Origin of the sequence: Bacillus sp. (in: firmicutes) (genome assembly GCA_012842745.1) — a bacterium.
Taxonomy (GTDB): Bacteria; Bacillota; Bacilli; order Bacillales; family Bacillaceae_J; genus Schinkia.
Genome location: DUSF01000035.1, coordinates 96483 through 109098 on the forward strand (window position 1 = coordinate 96483; position 12616 = coordinate 109098).

At 34.8% G+C, this 12616-nt stretch carries 23 protein-coding genes and 2 pseudogenes; 21 read left to right on the top strand and 4 right to left on the bottom strand.

Annotation, left to right across the window (positions count from 1 at the left end):
• Nucleotides 1-309 precede the first annotated feature (309 nt).
• The 3 genes from GX497_05445 to GX497_05455 form a co-directional block, all read right to left on the bottom strand.
• Nucleotides 310-1482 carry a site-specific integrase gene (locus tag GX497_05445; GenBank protein ID HHY72659.1) on the bottom strand — a complete coding sequence of 391 codons (1173 nt, stop codon included), beginning with the start codon at nucleotides 1480-1482 and terminating at the stop codon, nucleotides 310-312.
• 71 nt (nucleotides 1483-1553) lie between these two features.
• Nucleotides 1554-1976: an ImmA/IrrE family metallo-endopeptidase gene (locus tag GX497_05450; protein ID HHY72660.1), complete on the bottom strand. Its 423-nt coding sequence runs from the start codon at nucleotides 1974-1976 to the stop codon at nucleotides 1554-1556.
• A gap of 20 nt (nucleotides 1977-1996) precedes the next feature.
• Nucleotides 1997-2419, bottom strand: coding sequence for a helix-turn-helix transcriptional regulator (locus GX497_05455; GenBank protein HHY72661.1), 423 nt, complete (start codon nucleotides 2417-2419; stop codon nucleotides 1997-1999).
• Nucleotides 2420-2721: 302 nt separating this feature from the next.
• Between GX497_05455 and GX497_05460 the strand changes: the two genes are divergently transcribed.
• Nucleotides 2722-2895 (top strand): hypothetical protein, encoded by a 174-nt coding sequence (locus tag GX497_05460; protein HHY72662.1) that lies wholly within the window; start codon nucleotides 2722-2724, stop codon nucleotides 2893-2895.
• On the opposite strand, the gene GX497_05465 is transcribed toward GX497_05460, so the two are convergent.
• Nucleotides 2885-3046 (bottom strand): hypothetical protein, encoded by a 162-nt coding sequence (locus GX497_05465; protein HHY72663.1) that lies wholly within the window; start codon nucleotides 3044-3046, stop codon nucleotides 2885-2887. The two genes, GX497_05460 and GX497_05465, sit on opposite strands and share 11 nt — an antisense overlap.
• 62 nt (nucleotides 3047-3108) lie before the next feature.
• On the opposite strand from GX497_05465, the gene GX497_05470 reads away from it, so the two are divergent.
• The 20 genes and pseudogenes from GX497_05470 to GX497_05565 all read left to right on the top strand — a co-directional run bounded on the left by GX497_05470 (nucleotide 3109) and on the right by GX497_05565 (nucleotide 12492).
• Nucleotides 3109-3828, top strand: coding sequence for an ORF6N domain-containing protein (locus tag GX497_05470; protein ID HHY72664.1), 720 nt, complete (start codon nucleotides 3109-3111; stop codon nucleotides 3826-3828).
• A gap of 15 nt (nucleotides 3829-3843) precedes the next feature.
• Nucleotides 3844-4026: a helix-turn-helix transcriptional regulator gene (locus tag GX497_05475; GenBank protein HHY72665.1), complete on the top strand. Its 183-nt coding sequence runs from the start codon at nucleotides 3844-3846 to the stop codon at nucleotides 4024-4026.
• Nucleotides 4027-4042: 16 nt separating this feature from the next.
• Complete coding sequence (locus GX497_05480; protein HHY72666.1) at nucleotides 4043-4276, top strand: AlpA family phage regulatory protein; 234 nt, start codon at nucleotides 4043-4045, stop codon at nucleotides 4274-4276.
• Nucleotides 4257-4571, top strand: a complete 315-nt coding sequence (locus tag GX497_05485; GenBank protein HHY72667.1) for a hypothetical protein — start codon at nucleotides 4257-4259, stop codon at nucleotides 4569-4571. The genes GX497_05480 and GX497_05485 overlap by 20 nt, the downstream gene beginning before the upstream one ends.
• A gap of 104 nt (nucleotides 4572-4675) precedes the next feature.
• The gene (locus GX497_05490; protein HHY72668.1) at nucleotides 4676-4813 is read left to right on the top strand and encodes a hypothetical protein; all 138 of its coding nucleotides are present in this window, start codon (nucleotides 4676-4678) and stop codon (nucleotides 4811-4813) included.
• 4 nt (nucleotides 4814-4817) lie between these two features.
• Complete coding sequence (locus tag GX497_05495; protein HHY72669.1) at nucleotides 4818-4982, top strand: hypothetical protein; 165 nt, start codon at nucleotides 4818-4820, stop codon at nucleotides 4980-4982.
• Nucleotides 4983-4997: 15 nt separating this feature from the next.
• Complete coding sequence (locus GX497_05500) at nucleotides 4998-5258, top strand: hypothetical protein (protein HHY72670.1); 261 nt, start codon at nucleotides 4998-5000, stop codon at nucleotides 5256-5258.
• 224 nt (nucleotides 5259-5482) lie between these two features.
• Nucleotides 5483-5644, top strand: coding sequence for a hypothetical protein (locus tag GX497_05505; GenBank protein HHY72671.1), 162 nt, complete (start codon nucleotides 5483-5485; stop codon nucleotides 5642-5644).
• A gap of 70 nt (nucleotides 5645-5714) precedes the next feature.
• Nucleotides 5715-5867 (top strand): annotated as a pseudogene (locus GX497_05510) (endonuclease).
• Nucleotides 5868-5942: 75 nt separating this feature from the next.
• Nucleotides 5943-6227 carry a hypothetical protein gene (locus GX497_05515; protein HHY72672.1) on the top strand — a complete coding sequence of 95 codons (285 nt, stop codon included), beginning with the start codon at nucleotides 5943-5945 and terminating at the stop codon, nucleotides 6225-6227.
• Nucleotides 6215-7489 (top strand): annotated as a pseudogene (locus tag GX497_05520) (DEAD/DEAH box helicase). Before GX497_05515 ends, GX497_05520 begins: the two are co-directional and overlap by 13 nt.
• Nucleotides 7464-7973 (top strand): hypothetical protein, encoded by a 510-nt coding sequence (locus tag GX497_05525; GenBank protein ID HHY72673.1) that lies wholly within the window; start codon nucleotides 7464-7466, stop codon nucleotides 7971-7973. Before GX497_05520 ends, GX497_05525 begins: the two are co-directional and overlap by 26 nt.
• Entirely contained in the window at nucleotides 7970-8806 is an 837-nt protein-coding gene (locus tag GX497_05530) for a DUF1351 domain-containing protein (GenBank protein ID HHY72674.1), read from the top strand. The genes GX497_05525 and GX497_05530 overlap by 4 nt, the downstream gene beginning before the upstream one ends.
• Nucleotides 8796-9050, top strand: a complete 255-nt coding sequence (locus tag GX497_05535; protein HHY72675.1) for an IDEAL domain-containing protein — start codon at nucleotides 8796-8798, stop codon at nucleotides 9048-9050. Before GX497_05530 ends, GX497_05535 begins: the two co-directional genes overlap by 11 nt.
• Complete coding sequence (locus tag GX497_05540) at nucleotides 9043-9321, top strand: VRR-NUC domain-containing protein (protein ID HHY72676.1); 279 nt, start codon at nucleotides 9043-9045, stop codon at nucleotides 9319-9321. Before GX497_05535 ends, GX497_05540 begins: the two co-directional genes overlap by 8 nt.
• Entirely contained in the window at nucleotides 9322-9495 is a 174-nt protein-coding gene (locus tag GX497_05545) for a hypothetical protein (GenBank protein ID HHY72677.1), read from the top strand. It begins immediately after the preceding gene.
• Entirely contained in the window at nucleotides 9492-9818 is a 327-nt protein-coding gene (locus GX497_05550) for a hypothetical protein (GenBank protein HHY72678.1), read from the top strand. Before GX497_05545 ends, GX497_05550 begins: the two co-directional genes overlap by 4 nt.
• Complete coding sequence (locus GX497_05555) at nucleotides 9815-11770, top strand: AAA family ATPase (protein ID HHY72679.1); 1956 nt, start codon at nucleotides 9815-9817, stop codon at nucleotides 11768-11770. Before GX497_05550 ends, GX497_05555 begins: the two co-directional genes overlap by 4 nt.
• Before the next feature lie 33 nt (nucleotides 11771-11803).
• A complete protein-coding gene (locus GX497_05560; GenBank protein ID HHY72680.1) occupies nucleotides 11804-12007 on the top strand; it encodes a hypothetical protein in 204 nt (67 codons plus the stop codon).
• A 2-nt stretch (nucleotides 12008-12009) separates the two neighbouring features.
• On the top strand, nucleotides 12010-12492 hold the full coding sequence (locus GX497_05565) for a DUF669 domain-containing protein (GenBank protein HHY72681.1): 483 nt from the start codon (nucleotides 12010-12012) through the stop codon (nucleotides 12490-12492).
• The last annotated feature ends 124 nt before the right edge of the window (nucleotides 12493-12616 follow it).

Here is a 12616-nt window from a genome sequence, read left to right on the forward strand (position 1 = left end):
GATGTAAAGAAAACGTCTGAATAGCGTAAATTTGCGTAACGTTTATCATCATATCATAATTTTTAGATAAATTGCTATATTAGAAAAATAATTAAATTTTGCGAATAATAAGACATAGAGGAGACTTTTTATATCTTACTTTCTAATTTTAATTTGCCTTCTTTTGTGATAATATATGTAAATGCAAATTTATCCGAGACTAAGGTGATTTGATGATTTATTTTGACAATAGTGCAACAATCTAGATTAGACATTGATATAACTGTATTTTATATGCATTATTTTTTACAAGTGACCAAAAAGTGACCATTAAAGTAAGTCGTTAAATAAATTACTAGCGTTCGCCTTATCACGTTCAGTTAAGTGACTATAAGTACCAATTGTTAATTTGATGTCACTATGTCCAAGTTGTTCCTGGATTATTTTAAAATTAACACCTTTACTAAGAGCGTAAGAAGCGTATGAGTGTCGTAGGCTGTGAAAGCTTATTTTCGGTAATTTGTATTTTTCCATTATTCTGTCCCACGCTACAGCCGCGGATTTAGGATGTTGCGGGTATCCATCGTCCCGAATAAATAAAAAGTTGATTGGTTCTCCGTTATCATCTTTCATAGGATTCCATGCACTGCCCATATCATCTCTCATCATATCTTGTTCTTCCACAAACGACTTTAGCTCCTTCATAAATTTATCTGGTACATCTACTATACGGGCTTTTTTATTTTTTGTTGGTCCTAAAACAAGTTTCTTGGTTTCTTTGTCGAATTGTAGCGATTTGTTAATTAATATGATATTCTTTTCAAAATCAATACATTCAGTGCGTATACCGCCGAGTTCACCCATTCGTAAGCCAGTAAGTACCGTTAATTTAATTTGCATTTTATGTTTTCTGTTCACGTGTTCAAGTACTTCGAATAATCGCCCTAATTGACATTCATCATAAAACTCTAATTCTTTATGTCTTTTCTCTGTGCGTGGACGCTTGGCTCCTTTCATTGGATTTTCTTTCAATACTTTCCACTCTACAGCAGTGGCAAAAATACTCTTGAGTACGACATATTTTTGAAGTGCCATATGGCTGCTATTTTCTTTCCATTTATTTATGCATTCAACTAGATGAAAAGTCTTGATACTTGCCAGTTTACGGTCTTTCAATTCATCCAAAATCCCACCATCTAAATGATATTTATAATCGTTCCGTGTTCTAACAGATAAATCAATTTTCACGTAATTATCCATCCAACGTTCAACAAACTGAGCAAATGTAATATTCTCTAACTTTTCTGTTTTCTCTTTATTTGCTACTTCGATTTCAAAATCGGTAATTGCCTTTTTAATAGCTCGATCAGATAAATTTTTCATCCGTACCGTTTTGAAAAATCGAATACGTTCGCCTGTTTCTTCATCATATCCATGTTCAACGGTTATCTTTATACCTGGTAAGCCTTTTTTATTGTGTTTAAGCTCTTCGTAACTAGCCACGATTTATTACCTCCGCATCTCAAAATAATCATCCTGTATATAGAATGTATGTTCTAATTTTGTTTAAAAAATTATTTACCTAAACTTTTCAACAAAGCAAGTTGTTTAGGCACACCATATTCTTCAATTGCTTCATGAACAGTAATCACATCGTCTACTGCCTCCTTTCGGCATAGTAATTCGACTGCAAATGTGTTTGCTTCAACTTCGATTTTATCCGTAGAAAAGAATGTGTGCTTTTTCAGGAAGGGTGTGTTGACATCTTGATGTAATATAGCATGGCCTAATTCATGCGCACAGGTGAATAGTTGTTTTCGTTCAGTAACTGCTTCGTTGATATGGATTACTTTAGTACGGTGAGTTCTACTATAATAACCATAAATTGACCCTAAAGGCTCAAAAACAATGGCTATTTTTAATTGACCTGCTATTTTATATGGATTACTCGTACCGTATTTTTTAATTAGTTGACCAACAAGCTTATTAATATCCATCAAGGTATCACCGCACTTTACTATCTATATCTTTTAGGAGTAAATTTCTGTTTTGCCATACGTTTAGTTAATCGTAAAGTATTCTCCCATGAAGCAATTAGCAACTCTCTATCCTCTTCGTTTAGTTCGTCCAAGATTTTTCCGTCAAAGGCTGCAAATGCATTGTCTACATCCTCACCATCAATTATTTTTTTGAGTTCTTTTTGGATAGCAAGTTCATCTTTTTCTGTTAAATCGTAGTATCGTTTTTTATCAGTGCGTCCAAGAAGGTAGTCAGTACTTACATCAAAGTAGTCGGCTACTTTTTCTAATTTGTCAGAAGAAGGGTTATTTTTCTTCCAAGAATAAAGGGAGTTTCTACTAAAGTTCAGTTTCTCTTCCAATTCTACAATTGATATTTTTTGCTCTTCACATAATTTTTTTACTCTGTCAAACGTAGTCATATCAACCATCCTAGCTACTCACATAAAGTAAATTAAAGATTTCTTTAATTTACATTTGACATCTATAAAAATCTTTAATATACTCTAAGTAAGCTATTTAATTAGCAAAAAAGACAACAGAAAAAGCAACCTTATAATAGTCATTTTATCGTTGGGGAACGGTTTAAAATGTTGATTTAACAGGCTTTTTGAAGTCTTATTTAGCTATGTCTTTAGTCTATAATTATCTTTAATTTTTGTCAATACAATTAGCTAATTAAATAGCTTTTTTAAAGAAATGTATAGAAGGGAGGTAAGAGAGGATGGTGGCAAAAAATCTTGAGAAATTAAATAAAGCAAAGGAGGATAGACAAAAAGCATTGGAAGTAAGTGAACGGATTGAAGAGTTGTTCCGTGAAAACAATCTTACAATCCGTCAAGCCAAAATAGCTTTAAATGAAGCGGAAAAGAAATTAGTCAATGTAGTTATTCGTTAGGTTCAAAGTTTTCCAATATAAATTTTACAGATTCAAAACAGTCCTCATACTTTGAGGCTAAATCATCGATGTCATAAACAACATGTTCAAAATCATGTGTTTTCTCTAAATGTAGCATGACAATATCATGAATGATTTTATTTTTATCCACAAATAACACCTACCTTTCTACTAAACATTCTAGCAGAAAGGTAGATGAGAGGAGGGAATAAATTGAATCAATTACAACCAATTACTAAAAACGGAATGAGGGTTCTAACTTCAACACAATTAGCGGAAGTATATGGAACTGATAATAAAACTTTAAGTAAAAATTTTGAAAGGAATAAAGACAGATACAAGCCTGGTAAACACTTTATTAAGTTAGAAGGTGTTGATTTAAAAGAATTTAAAGCCAGTCGTCAAAATGACGAAAGCCTTAAATTTGTATCTGTTCTCTACCTCTGGACAGAGAAAGGCGCATGGCTTCATGCCAAGTCCATCAATACTGATGAAGCATGGGATGCTTATGAAATGTTGGTAGATGACTATTACAACATCAAGGAACAAATTCCTCTGCCAACTGCTTCTATCGAATATATGAGGGCGAGAAGTTTACTCCAATGTCTGAAAGAATATGGGGATGTACTCAATCAAGAATCGAACAATGTGATACAGACACATATTGTTCAGTTACTCACTGGTGACACGTTACCTGAGTCAACTCTGATTAAACAAGATTGGTACACGACAAAAGATGTGGCTGCAATTGCGAGAGTGGAACCACAAAAGATTGCTTGGCTTTCCAAGAAACATGGGATTCGTTCAGATTCAAGATACTGCAATTTTAAACAAAATCAAAATAGTGGCAGGTTTTACTTACCAGTGAAATACAACGAGGCTGGCAAGACAAAATTGTTAAGTTTGCTAGGTTCCATACGTGCTATTCAGTGAAAGTGAGGTGACATTATGTCAGAGGATTTAGGGGCACAAGTTAGATCGGAGTTATTCAAACGCAAGATGAAGCAAAAAGACCTTGCTGATTTAGTCGGGATTTCAAACGCTTATTTATCCGACATTATCAACGGTCGTAAAGATGGTCCAAAGGCTCAAGAACATATTAAGCATATTCGTAAAATTTTATGTATTTAGAAGCGAGGTGAGTTAGTTGAGAAAAGTAAGAGGAGCTAAAAAAGTATCTTCATATCTTGACTCTATTGGATGTCCAGTTAGCGAATCAACTATTTTTCGCCTTATGCGAACGAATGATATCCCTTTTTCAAGACCTGCGCCAAGAATAGTTATTTTCGACCTCGATGAGATTGATAAGTGGATTGGTACGGGGTCGATGGTTAAGACGAATCAAGAGGAGGCCAACCAAAATGACTCAAACACAGCTTGATTTAAAAGAATTAGAATCCAAAACGTCAGCTGAATTTATTGCTGAAATCAAGAATGCACTTGTTGACTATACTGGCGAGACCATTCCAATCAAGTTTGTTCGTATCAGCGAGTATAAACAAGAAAACCCCAACATTGATAACCTTAACGTGTTAATGATAGTTGGCAGTACTTGTCATAAATTTTATTTTAGTAGGTTGCAAGATTTTTTTTTACACGATTGCCTTAACATATTTGATGTGCTTGAGTTTGCTGAAATGTTTAAAGAATATTCAAGCACTGTTCCAGGATCATAGCTCCAAAATTTTTTAACCTTTTTGCGGAAAAATCAGCATAACTTACTAAGTTATGCATCAACGACATAAAGTATTCCAGTTATTTTGAGAGGCAGGTGAAAACAATGCCAATAAGCAAAGAACTTTTAGATTACGTTGCAGACGGTGACCTACACGCAAAACTAGCAAACGTTGGCTACTCAACGGACCTGCGAGAAATCGTCACTGTTGGTCAAATGCTAGAGCATTACAAAGGAGAGTGAGTAGATGCGGCGTAAACGTTTAACACTGAAACGCTTTAGAAAGTATCGAAGATTGATAAGTATTCGCATACAGCGTGATTGGGAGTCGATGCAATACAGGCCGTTATGGTTTCCAAGAAAAGCTGTAACAACTAGACGATTTATGAAGAAGTACAATTTTAAACTTTGAAAGGAGATGAAAGACTTGAAAAAAGTAGAGTTAACGATTGAGGAAAATATAAAATATCGCGGAGAAGTCATCATTAAACAGCCTAACACAATGAATGATGACGAGTTGGAAGAAATTGTAAGAAAGGTTGAAAAAGAGTGCAAATATGATTCTGCGAAAGATGTTGCTTATGTTTTGGAAAACACGTATGGAATTAATGTTTTAGAAGTATCATCAGGTTTTCCTGATAGTCCTGATGATTCTGAACTTGAGATTGTAGACATAACAGATATTTGATTTATCAAATTTTTTGTTCGGACTGATAGCTAAACGTGACGGTAGCGACGTTAGTAAATAAAAAGGCAGGTGAAATGAATGCCAGATGAACAGTTAGAGAAGTTGGGAGATTACTTTGTACACATTGGTATCAAAGAAAAATACGGTATCACTTTTGAATTGTTTGTTGAGCTTACCAAAGCCGGGCGGTGGAAAAAATTTATACAGTAAAGGAGTTTGTAAGAGTGACAGAGATTGAAAATCATCCAATTGAAGATGTGTTTGGGTTAGAGATTTATCCAGGTGATGTTTACTACAAATTTGGAAATGACATTGTAAATGAAAATAATTTACAAAGATATCTCATCGAAAAGCAGCAGGTCGAATGTTTCAGAGCGCGAGATTAAAAAAGACCACTCTGCAAAGTGGCCTAAAAAGAAATTATTTTTCACAGACATTATAGCATGAAATGGGGGGATTTACATTAGACGTCAAATCAAAGGCTTTGAGGGACTATATGAGGTTGATGAATATGGAAATGTATATTCACTTATAACTACAACATCGAGGCGAAAAGGACTTATAAAACCATATATAAACACTGGTGGTTATTTAAGGGTTAATCTTTATGACAAAAACGGAAAAGTAAAGAAAAAATATGTTCATAGATTAGTTGCCGAAGCGTTTGTTGGTAATCCAAATAAGTTGCCAGTTGTAAATCATAAAGATGCAGTTAAGAAAAATAATTTTCATCAAAATTTAGAATGGTGTACTCAAAAAGAAAATATAAAACACTCTCATGAATTGGAATTGCAGCCAAAACCAATACCTACTTATGTTGATGGGAAAAGATATAAGAGTATGAAAGAAGCGAGTATATCATTGGGATTAAAACCTTTTAGAGTTGCTCATGAACGAATGAAACGTGGATTCGAATTTTCAATAAGAGGTCGCCGTATAAAGGTTGGTGATGCGCAATGTCAAGGTTAAAGCTATTTCCACATCAAGAAAGAACTTTGAATGAAACTTATGATTTTAATAGGGTGGCTTATTACCTTGACATGTGACAAACGGGTCTTGGGAAAACATTCGTTGGTAGTGAAAAAATGTGGGAACTTAATACTCCTTATAATTTATTAATCTGTCAAAAATCAAAGATAGATGATTGGGTAGAACATTTTAAACAACACTATGACGGTTACAACGTGATACGGTTCGACAAGCAGCTTTTAGAAAACATTCCGGCTGAAAGCATTTTAGTAGTTAACTACGAAACCGCTTGGAGAAGAATGGAATTACTTAAACTACGAGATTTCACTCTAATGTTGGACGAGTCGTCCAAGATTAAAAATGAGAAGTCCAATCAAACAAAATTCATACTGCAGCTTAAACCAGATGGTGTCATTTTACTAAGTGGTACACCTATTGGTGGTAAGTATGAAGAAATTTGGAGCCAGTGTAGGTTGCTAGGTTGGAATATTAGTAAAGAACTATTTTACAAGCAGTTTGTTATCCAGGAATGGGACGATCGCAACCAAAAGTATGTCATAACCGGTTACAAGAACATTGACCGTTTAAAAGCAAAGTTAAGGAAACACGGTGCCATATTCATGAAGACTGAAGAAGCGTTTGATTTGCCTGAACAAAACTTCATTCAGTTTAAAGTTGAATCTTCCAAAGAATACAAACAATTTTTCAAAGAGCACATTGTTGAAATTGGCGATGAAGTATTAGTTGGAGATACAACATCTAGTAAAAGGCTTTATTTACGGATGCTGTGTGGTCATTATAACGAAAACAAATTAAGAGCCTTTGAAGATTTAGTTTCCAGTACAAATGACAGATTAATAGTTTTTTACAATTTCAAAAAAGAGTTGCTGAAATTAAAAGAGATTGTATCAAAATTTGAAAGACCAATCTCAGAAGTGAATGGTGATGTTAAGGATCTTTCTAACTACGAAATGAAAGATGATTCAATTACCTTAATACAATACCAAGCAGGTGCGAAAGGTCTTAACCTTCAAAAATCTAACAAGATTGTATATTTTACTCCAACGGATAAATGTGAAGATTGGATGCAATCACAAAAAAGAACACATCGTATAGGTCAAAAATCAACATGCTTTTACTACCAATTAATTTGTAAAAACTCAATAGAAGAAAAAATGTATGAAGCGCTAAGTAAAGGTGTTGATTTCACTGATTTTCTATTTGAAAAGGTGATGAATGATGCAGGACTTGACTGGCAATAAATTTCACAGATTAACAGTGTTAGGTTTTATAAGAAAAGATAGACATTACAATTCGTATTGGTTATGCCGATGTGATTGCGGAAATGAAACTGCTGTTACAGCCGGTAGATTACGAAGTGGACATACTAAATCGTGCGGCTGTTACTCAATCGAAAAGGCAAAGGAAACCTGTATAAAAAGAAATACAACACATGGTTTATCTGAACACAGGCTTTATAACATCTGGTGCAATATGAAAGAACGATGTTTTAACCCAAATAATCCAGATTACATCAAATGGTATGGTTCAAGAGGAATAACGATCTGTGATGAATGGAAAAATAGCTTTCAATCTTTCTATGACTGGGCGATAAACAACGGTTATTCAGATGAATTAAGCATTGATCGTAAGGATGTTAATGGAAATTATGAGCCTGGTAATTGTAGGTGGGCTACAGCAAAAGAACAAGTTAAAAATCAAAGGAAGAGAGTGGTAAACAAATGAGTACGGAGCTACAAGTCAAAACTATTAATTTAACACCAGCTGTCGTTGAATTTAACTTTGATGAGTTATCAGCAGTTTTAGATGAGCAACTAAAAAAATATGAAGGTCTTACTTTTACTGAAAAAGATGCAGCTGCTTGTAAGAAAACTATTACAGAACTAAACAAAGGTAAAAAAGCATTAGATGACTACCGTAAGGAAACTAAAAAGAAGCTAACGGAATCAGTAACAGCTTTTGAAAATCAATGTAAGGAACTGGGTGCTAAATTCGATTCTGTTATCAATCCATTGAAAGAGCAACATGATGAGTTTGAAAATCAGCGTAAAGAAGAGAAGCGAAAGCAAATTCAAACAATTATTGATGGATTACTTGAAAAAGAAGGATTGAATGGAAAATTTGCTGCTCAGTTAATCATTCCGGATGAATATTACAACAAAGGTAAAGCAATGAAAGCTATTAGGGATGAGTTAACAACTAAAGCGGAGTACCTTGGAATACAACAAGATAAGGAAGATGCTGATAAAGAAATTATTAGAATGACAGTTCAACAGGCTAATACAGTATTAGGTGTTAACTTGCCAGAGTCAGTATATTTTAATCTACTTGACTATAAAACCGTTGAAGAAATTAGAGCGCAAATTCAAGCGGATGGTGAAAAAGAAGGTGCCGACAGAATTGTTAAAGTACCAGTGATAACGACAAAACCAACAACTAATAAAACCGCTGGGTTTTTCAAAGAAAAATATCAAGTGGAAGGAACCGAATCACAGTTAGATGCATTAGAAGAGTGGATGACAAGTCACAGCTTGACATGGAAAGTGATTGAAGAATGAAAGTGGTGATAAATTGATGATTCCAGAACACCGTAATGACCTTCTTGCGAGTTTAGTGCATGCCTATATGGCAAGTAAAATTCGTGAGGCTATTAAACAAGAAGTTGAAGAGCGATTAGGGGACGAAACAAATCAAGTAATGAAAGAAATCGAGCATTTTAATTTAATGAATGCAATTGATCGAGCACTTGATAACCGAGATAAGGAAGCATTCATGCAGCTAACGGGTGAATTACATGCGTGAGTCAGCATTTCAAAAGAAAGTAATTCAGTTTTTAAAAGATAACGGTGCCTATTATATAAAGTATTGGGCGGGGTCTCAATACACCAAGGAAGGTGTTCCAGACATCTTGGCTTGTATAGATGGTACGTTCCACGGGATTGAATTAAAAACAGATGTTGGACAACCTAGTAAGCTGCAACTTTATAACATTCGTAAAATAAAAGATTCAGGCGGTGAAGCTTATATTTTAAGACCAAAAGATTTTGAATCTTGGAAAGAGAGGTGGTTTTAGGTGAAGAGATATAAAGAAATATCACTTGCTGAGTTGTTCGAATTAATTATGAAAGATGAAATAAAAGAAATATATGTAAAGAATAATGGAAACTTGGAACCGGCTTCCAAATATAATTGGTCACTGACAGAATTTAAAAAGTACAAGTGGTTTAAGCGTGAGGTGATGGAGTGAGCAATAAAAAAGTATTAATAGACTTAGGTACTGTGAGAATCTCTGAATATGACAGCATGAACGTAACTGTGGAACGTCTTGAAGAAGTGTTCAATCCAATAGATAAGTCTACATCAATGAAATGGCGATTTAAAGGTTATTCAAGTACCATTTTGAACGCTTTAAAACTAATCAATACAAGAGAATTACTCGTTGAAAAAAAAGCCGTCAGCGACTTAAACAGCTATTTAAAATCGGTCGAGGATTCGAACCGAAAAATTTATTTAGCAATAAATAAAGTTCAAAAATCAACCAAGGAAGTATTGGAAGTGATGAAAACATGACTCAATACTCATACAGCCGTGTATCACTATTTGAAGATTGTCCCTATCACTTTAAGTTGCGTTACATTGATAAATTAACTGAATTACCGAAATATGATGCGGATAATCCATTAATCATTGGTTCAGCACTTCACAGGGGTATTGAAACTAATGTGGAAACAGCTTTGGAAGAATACTACAACGCATTTCCAGTGTTAACGGATGAAATTATCAATGAAGCGATAAAGCTAGAAGTATTGATTCCTAAAGTTAAAGATTACTTGGATAAAAATTTTCAAGACTTTGAGTTGATCCATGAATACGAGATTAACACTGAAAACTATAAGGGATTCGTGGATTTAATCTTAAAGGCACCAGATGGAACTTGTATGGTGATGGACTTTAAGTATTCCAATCATATTAAAAATTACATGGATTCTGGACAGTTGCATATTTATAAGCACTACTTAGAAGATGATGAATTTGATGTACAACGATTAGCCTATTTGTTTGTTCCAAAAACATCATTAAAGCAAAAAGACAACGAGGATTTGTTTCACTATCGCAAACGAATTGTCCAAGCTGTTGAAGAATCACAACTAACATTGGTGCCTATTGAATATGACAACATGAACGTGATTTATTTTCAAAACAGCATTAGTAATATTGAATCGGCAACGGAATGGCCAAAAAACACAAGTGGAAATTGCTTCAGCTGCAATCCAAAATTTGCACCAAATTATTTAGAACTAATTACAAATGAAAAAGGAGAGGTTTTAATGGCATTACCTAAAAATGAACGTCGCGAAAGAAAGATTGATACTAAGCCGGACTTTTGGATTTATGCAGACAGCTATGTTGGAAAAAGTACTTTTGTGGATAATGTGGATAACGTGTTATTCCTTAACACTGATGGAAATACGGACAATACTACAGCACCAGTAATTGCGATTAAGGATGAGGTAACTAAAACAGGTCGTGTTACAAATCGCAAATTAGCATGGGATGTTTTCTTGGAAACTATTAGTGACTTGGAAACAGAAGAAAACGATTTTGAAGCTGTGGCACTAGACTTGGTTGAGGATCTGTATGAACATTGCCGGATTTATGTGTTTGATAAAAACGGATGGGAACATGAATCTGATGGATCATATGGTAAGGGATGGTCAAAGGTAACAACGGAATTTAACAATGCTATGAAGCGATTAAAAGCATTAGGATACCAAATCATCTATATCAGTAAGGAAAAAGTTGAGGAAATCACTCTTAAAGGTGGGGCAAAACGGACCACATTTAAGCCTAACATCAATGATAAAGTCGCTAATTTCTTAACTGGTACCGTGGACCTTACATTAAGAGCATTCGTTAATTCAGATGATGAACGATTCCTGCAGCTGGCAAAAAAGCAAAATGTATTTGGTGGCGGCCGCTTTGATTTCCAAGTGGATGTCATTCCACTAGAAATGGATGCCTTTATTGAAGAATTAACTGCAGCACAGGAAGGTAAAGCGACTAAGAAGAAAGCGGCACCTGCGAAAGAAAAGCAATCAGATGACAAGCCTAAGCGTGAAAGAAAGAGAAAAGATTCAGAGCAAGAATCTACAGAAGTTTTCGAGGAAGATTCGTATTTTTACCATCCAGAAAGTGACTCTTACGTGATGTACAAAAAAGGTGATGAAACTCCAACTGGAATCGATTTTGCACATTGTGAACCAGTAACAAAAGAGGAATATGACGAAGGGATTTTTGAACAAGAAGCAAATGCCACTGACGAGCCACCAAAACGTGAAAGACGTTCTCGTAAATCTGACAATGAGGACGAAAAAGAGGATGAAAGCGAAGTACCTAAGAGAGAGCGCAAACGTAGACAACGTGAAGCGGTTGACGATACGCCACCTGGTGAAGAATCATCCGCAAAAGAACAAACTGAAGAGGAACCACCGGCAAAACGTACACGCCGCCGCCGTTCTTAATATAAAAATCTATAACTATTGGAGGTTATGAAAATGGCAAAATATGAATTGAATACAAAGGAACAACACTTCGCAACAACTCGTTTGGAAGCTGAAGCAATCGTAACTGAAGCAAAAGAGGACAAGCATTTAATAATGCACAAAATTGCTGAAAAACACAACAAATATGGTGAGTATTTCTTAGTTGATTTAACTTTTTCTTACAATACACCAAAAGAAATCATGGGGGTTGAATAATTATGACAACATTCGATTGGAGCAAATTTGATAAACAAGTAGATGTTGAGGCATTAGCAGCTGATGTAAAGGAAGTAGAGGAAAACGGTGGACTTGGTGATCTTGAGCCTGTTCCTGATGGGGAGTATGAGGTTGAAGTTGAAAAGATGGAATTAACCCAATCAAAAAAAGGCGACCCAATGTTATCAATTTGGTTTAAGATTTTAGAAGGAGATTTTGGGGGACAACGCATTTTCTACAATAAGGTGATGCAGCCGCAAAATGATCGTGCATTTGGATTACAAGTTCATCAAAATAATGAAATGTTGCGTGGCATTTGGGATTGTGAAAAAGATGATGTTGAATTTAAAGGATTTTCAGATTATGCGGAATTAGTGATGGACATCCATGAAGATATTGATGGTAAGTTTGAGTATTTGCTTGAAAAAGGCACAAATAAAGACGGCTACGATACATTCGAGATTTTAGAAGTATTTGAAGTTTAAATATTGGGAGCTACCACGCTCCCTTTTATTTTAGGGGTTGATATTTTGAACAAGCGTAAAAGGGTAAAACGTTTGAAAAAAGCAATCAAAAGGCGAAGTAAATTAAGGCTTGAAAAAGCCTGGA

Bases quoted from the DNA above. Each gene is read 5' to 3' on its own strand.
- GX497_05540 (HHY72676.1), top strand. From the start codon at position 9,043: ATGCGTGAGTCAGCATTTCAAAAGAAAGTAATTCAGTTTTTAAAAGAT.
- GX497_05525 (HHY72673.1), top strand. From the start codon at position 7,464: ATGATGCAGGACTTGACTGGCAATAAATTTCACAGATTAACAGTGTTA.
- GX497_05530 (HHY72674.1), top strand. From the start codon at position 7,970: ATGAGTACGGAGCTACAAGTCAAAACTATTAATTTAACACCAGCTGTC.
- GX497_05485 (HHY72667.1), top strand. From the start codon at position 4,257: ATGACTCAAACACAGCTTGATTTAAAAGAATTAGAATCCAAAACGTCA.
- GX497_05560 (HHY72680.1), top strand. From the start codon at position 11,804: ATGGCAAAATATGAATTGAATACAAAGGAACAACACTTCGCAACAACT.
- GX497_05450 (HHY72660.1), bottom strand. From the start codon at position 1,976: ATGGATATTAATAAGCTTGTTGGTCAACTAATTAAAAAATACGGTACG.
- GX497_05455 (HHY72661.1), bottom strand. From the start codon at position 2,419: ATGACTACGTTTGACAGAGTAAAAAAATTATGTGAAGAGCAAAAAATA.
- GX497_05460 (HHY72662.1), top strand. From the start codon at position 2,722: ATGGTGGCAAAAAATCTTGAGAAATTAAATAAAGCAAAGGAGGATAGA.
- GX497_05555 (HHY72679.1), top strand. From the start codon at position 9,815: ATGACTCAATACTCATACAGCCGTGTATCACTATTTGAAGATTGTCCC.
- GX497_05475 (HHY72665.1), top strand. From the start codon at position 3,844: ATGTCAGAGGATTTAGGGGCACAAGTTAGATCGGAGTTATTCAAACGC.
- GX497_05495 (HHY72669.1), top strand. From the start codon at position 4,818: ATGCGGCGTAAACGTTTAACACTGAAACGCTTTAGAAAGTATCGAAGA.
- GX497_05490 (HHY72668.1), top strand. From the start codon at position 4,676: ATGCCAATAAGCAAAGAACTTTTAGATTACGTTGCAGACGGTGACCTA.
- GX497_05565 (HHY72681.1), top strand. From the start codon at position 12,010: ATGACAACATTCGATTGGAGCAAATTTGATAAACAAGTAGATGTTGAG.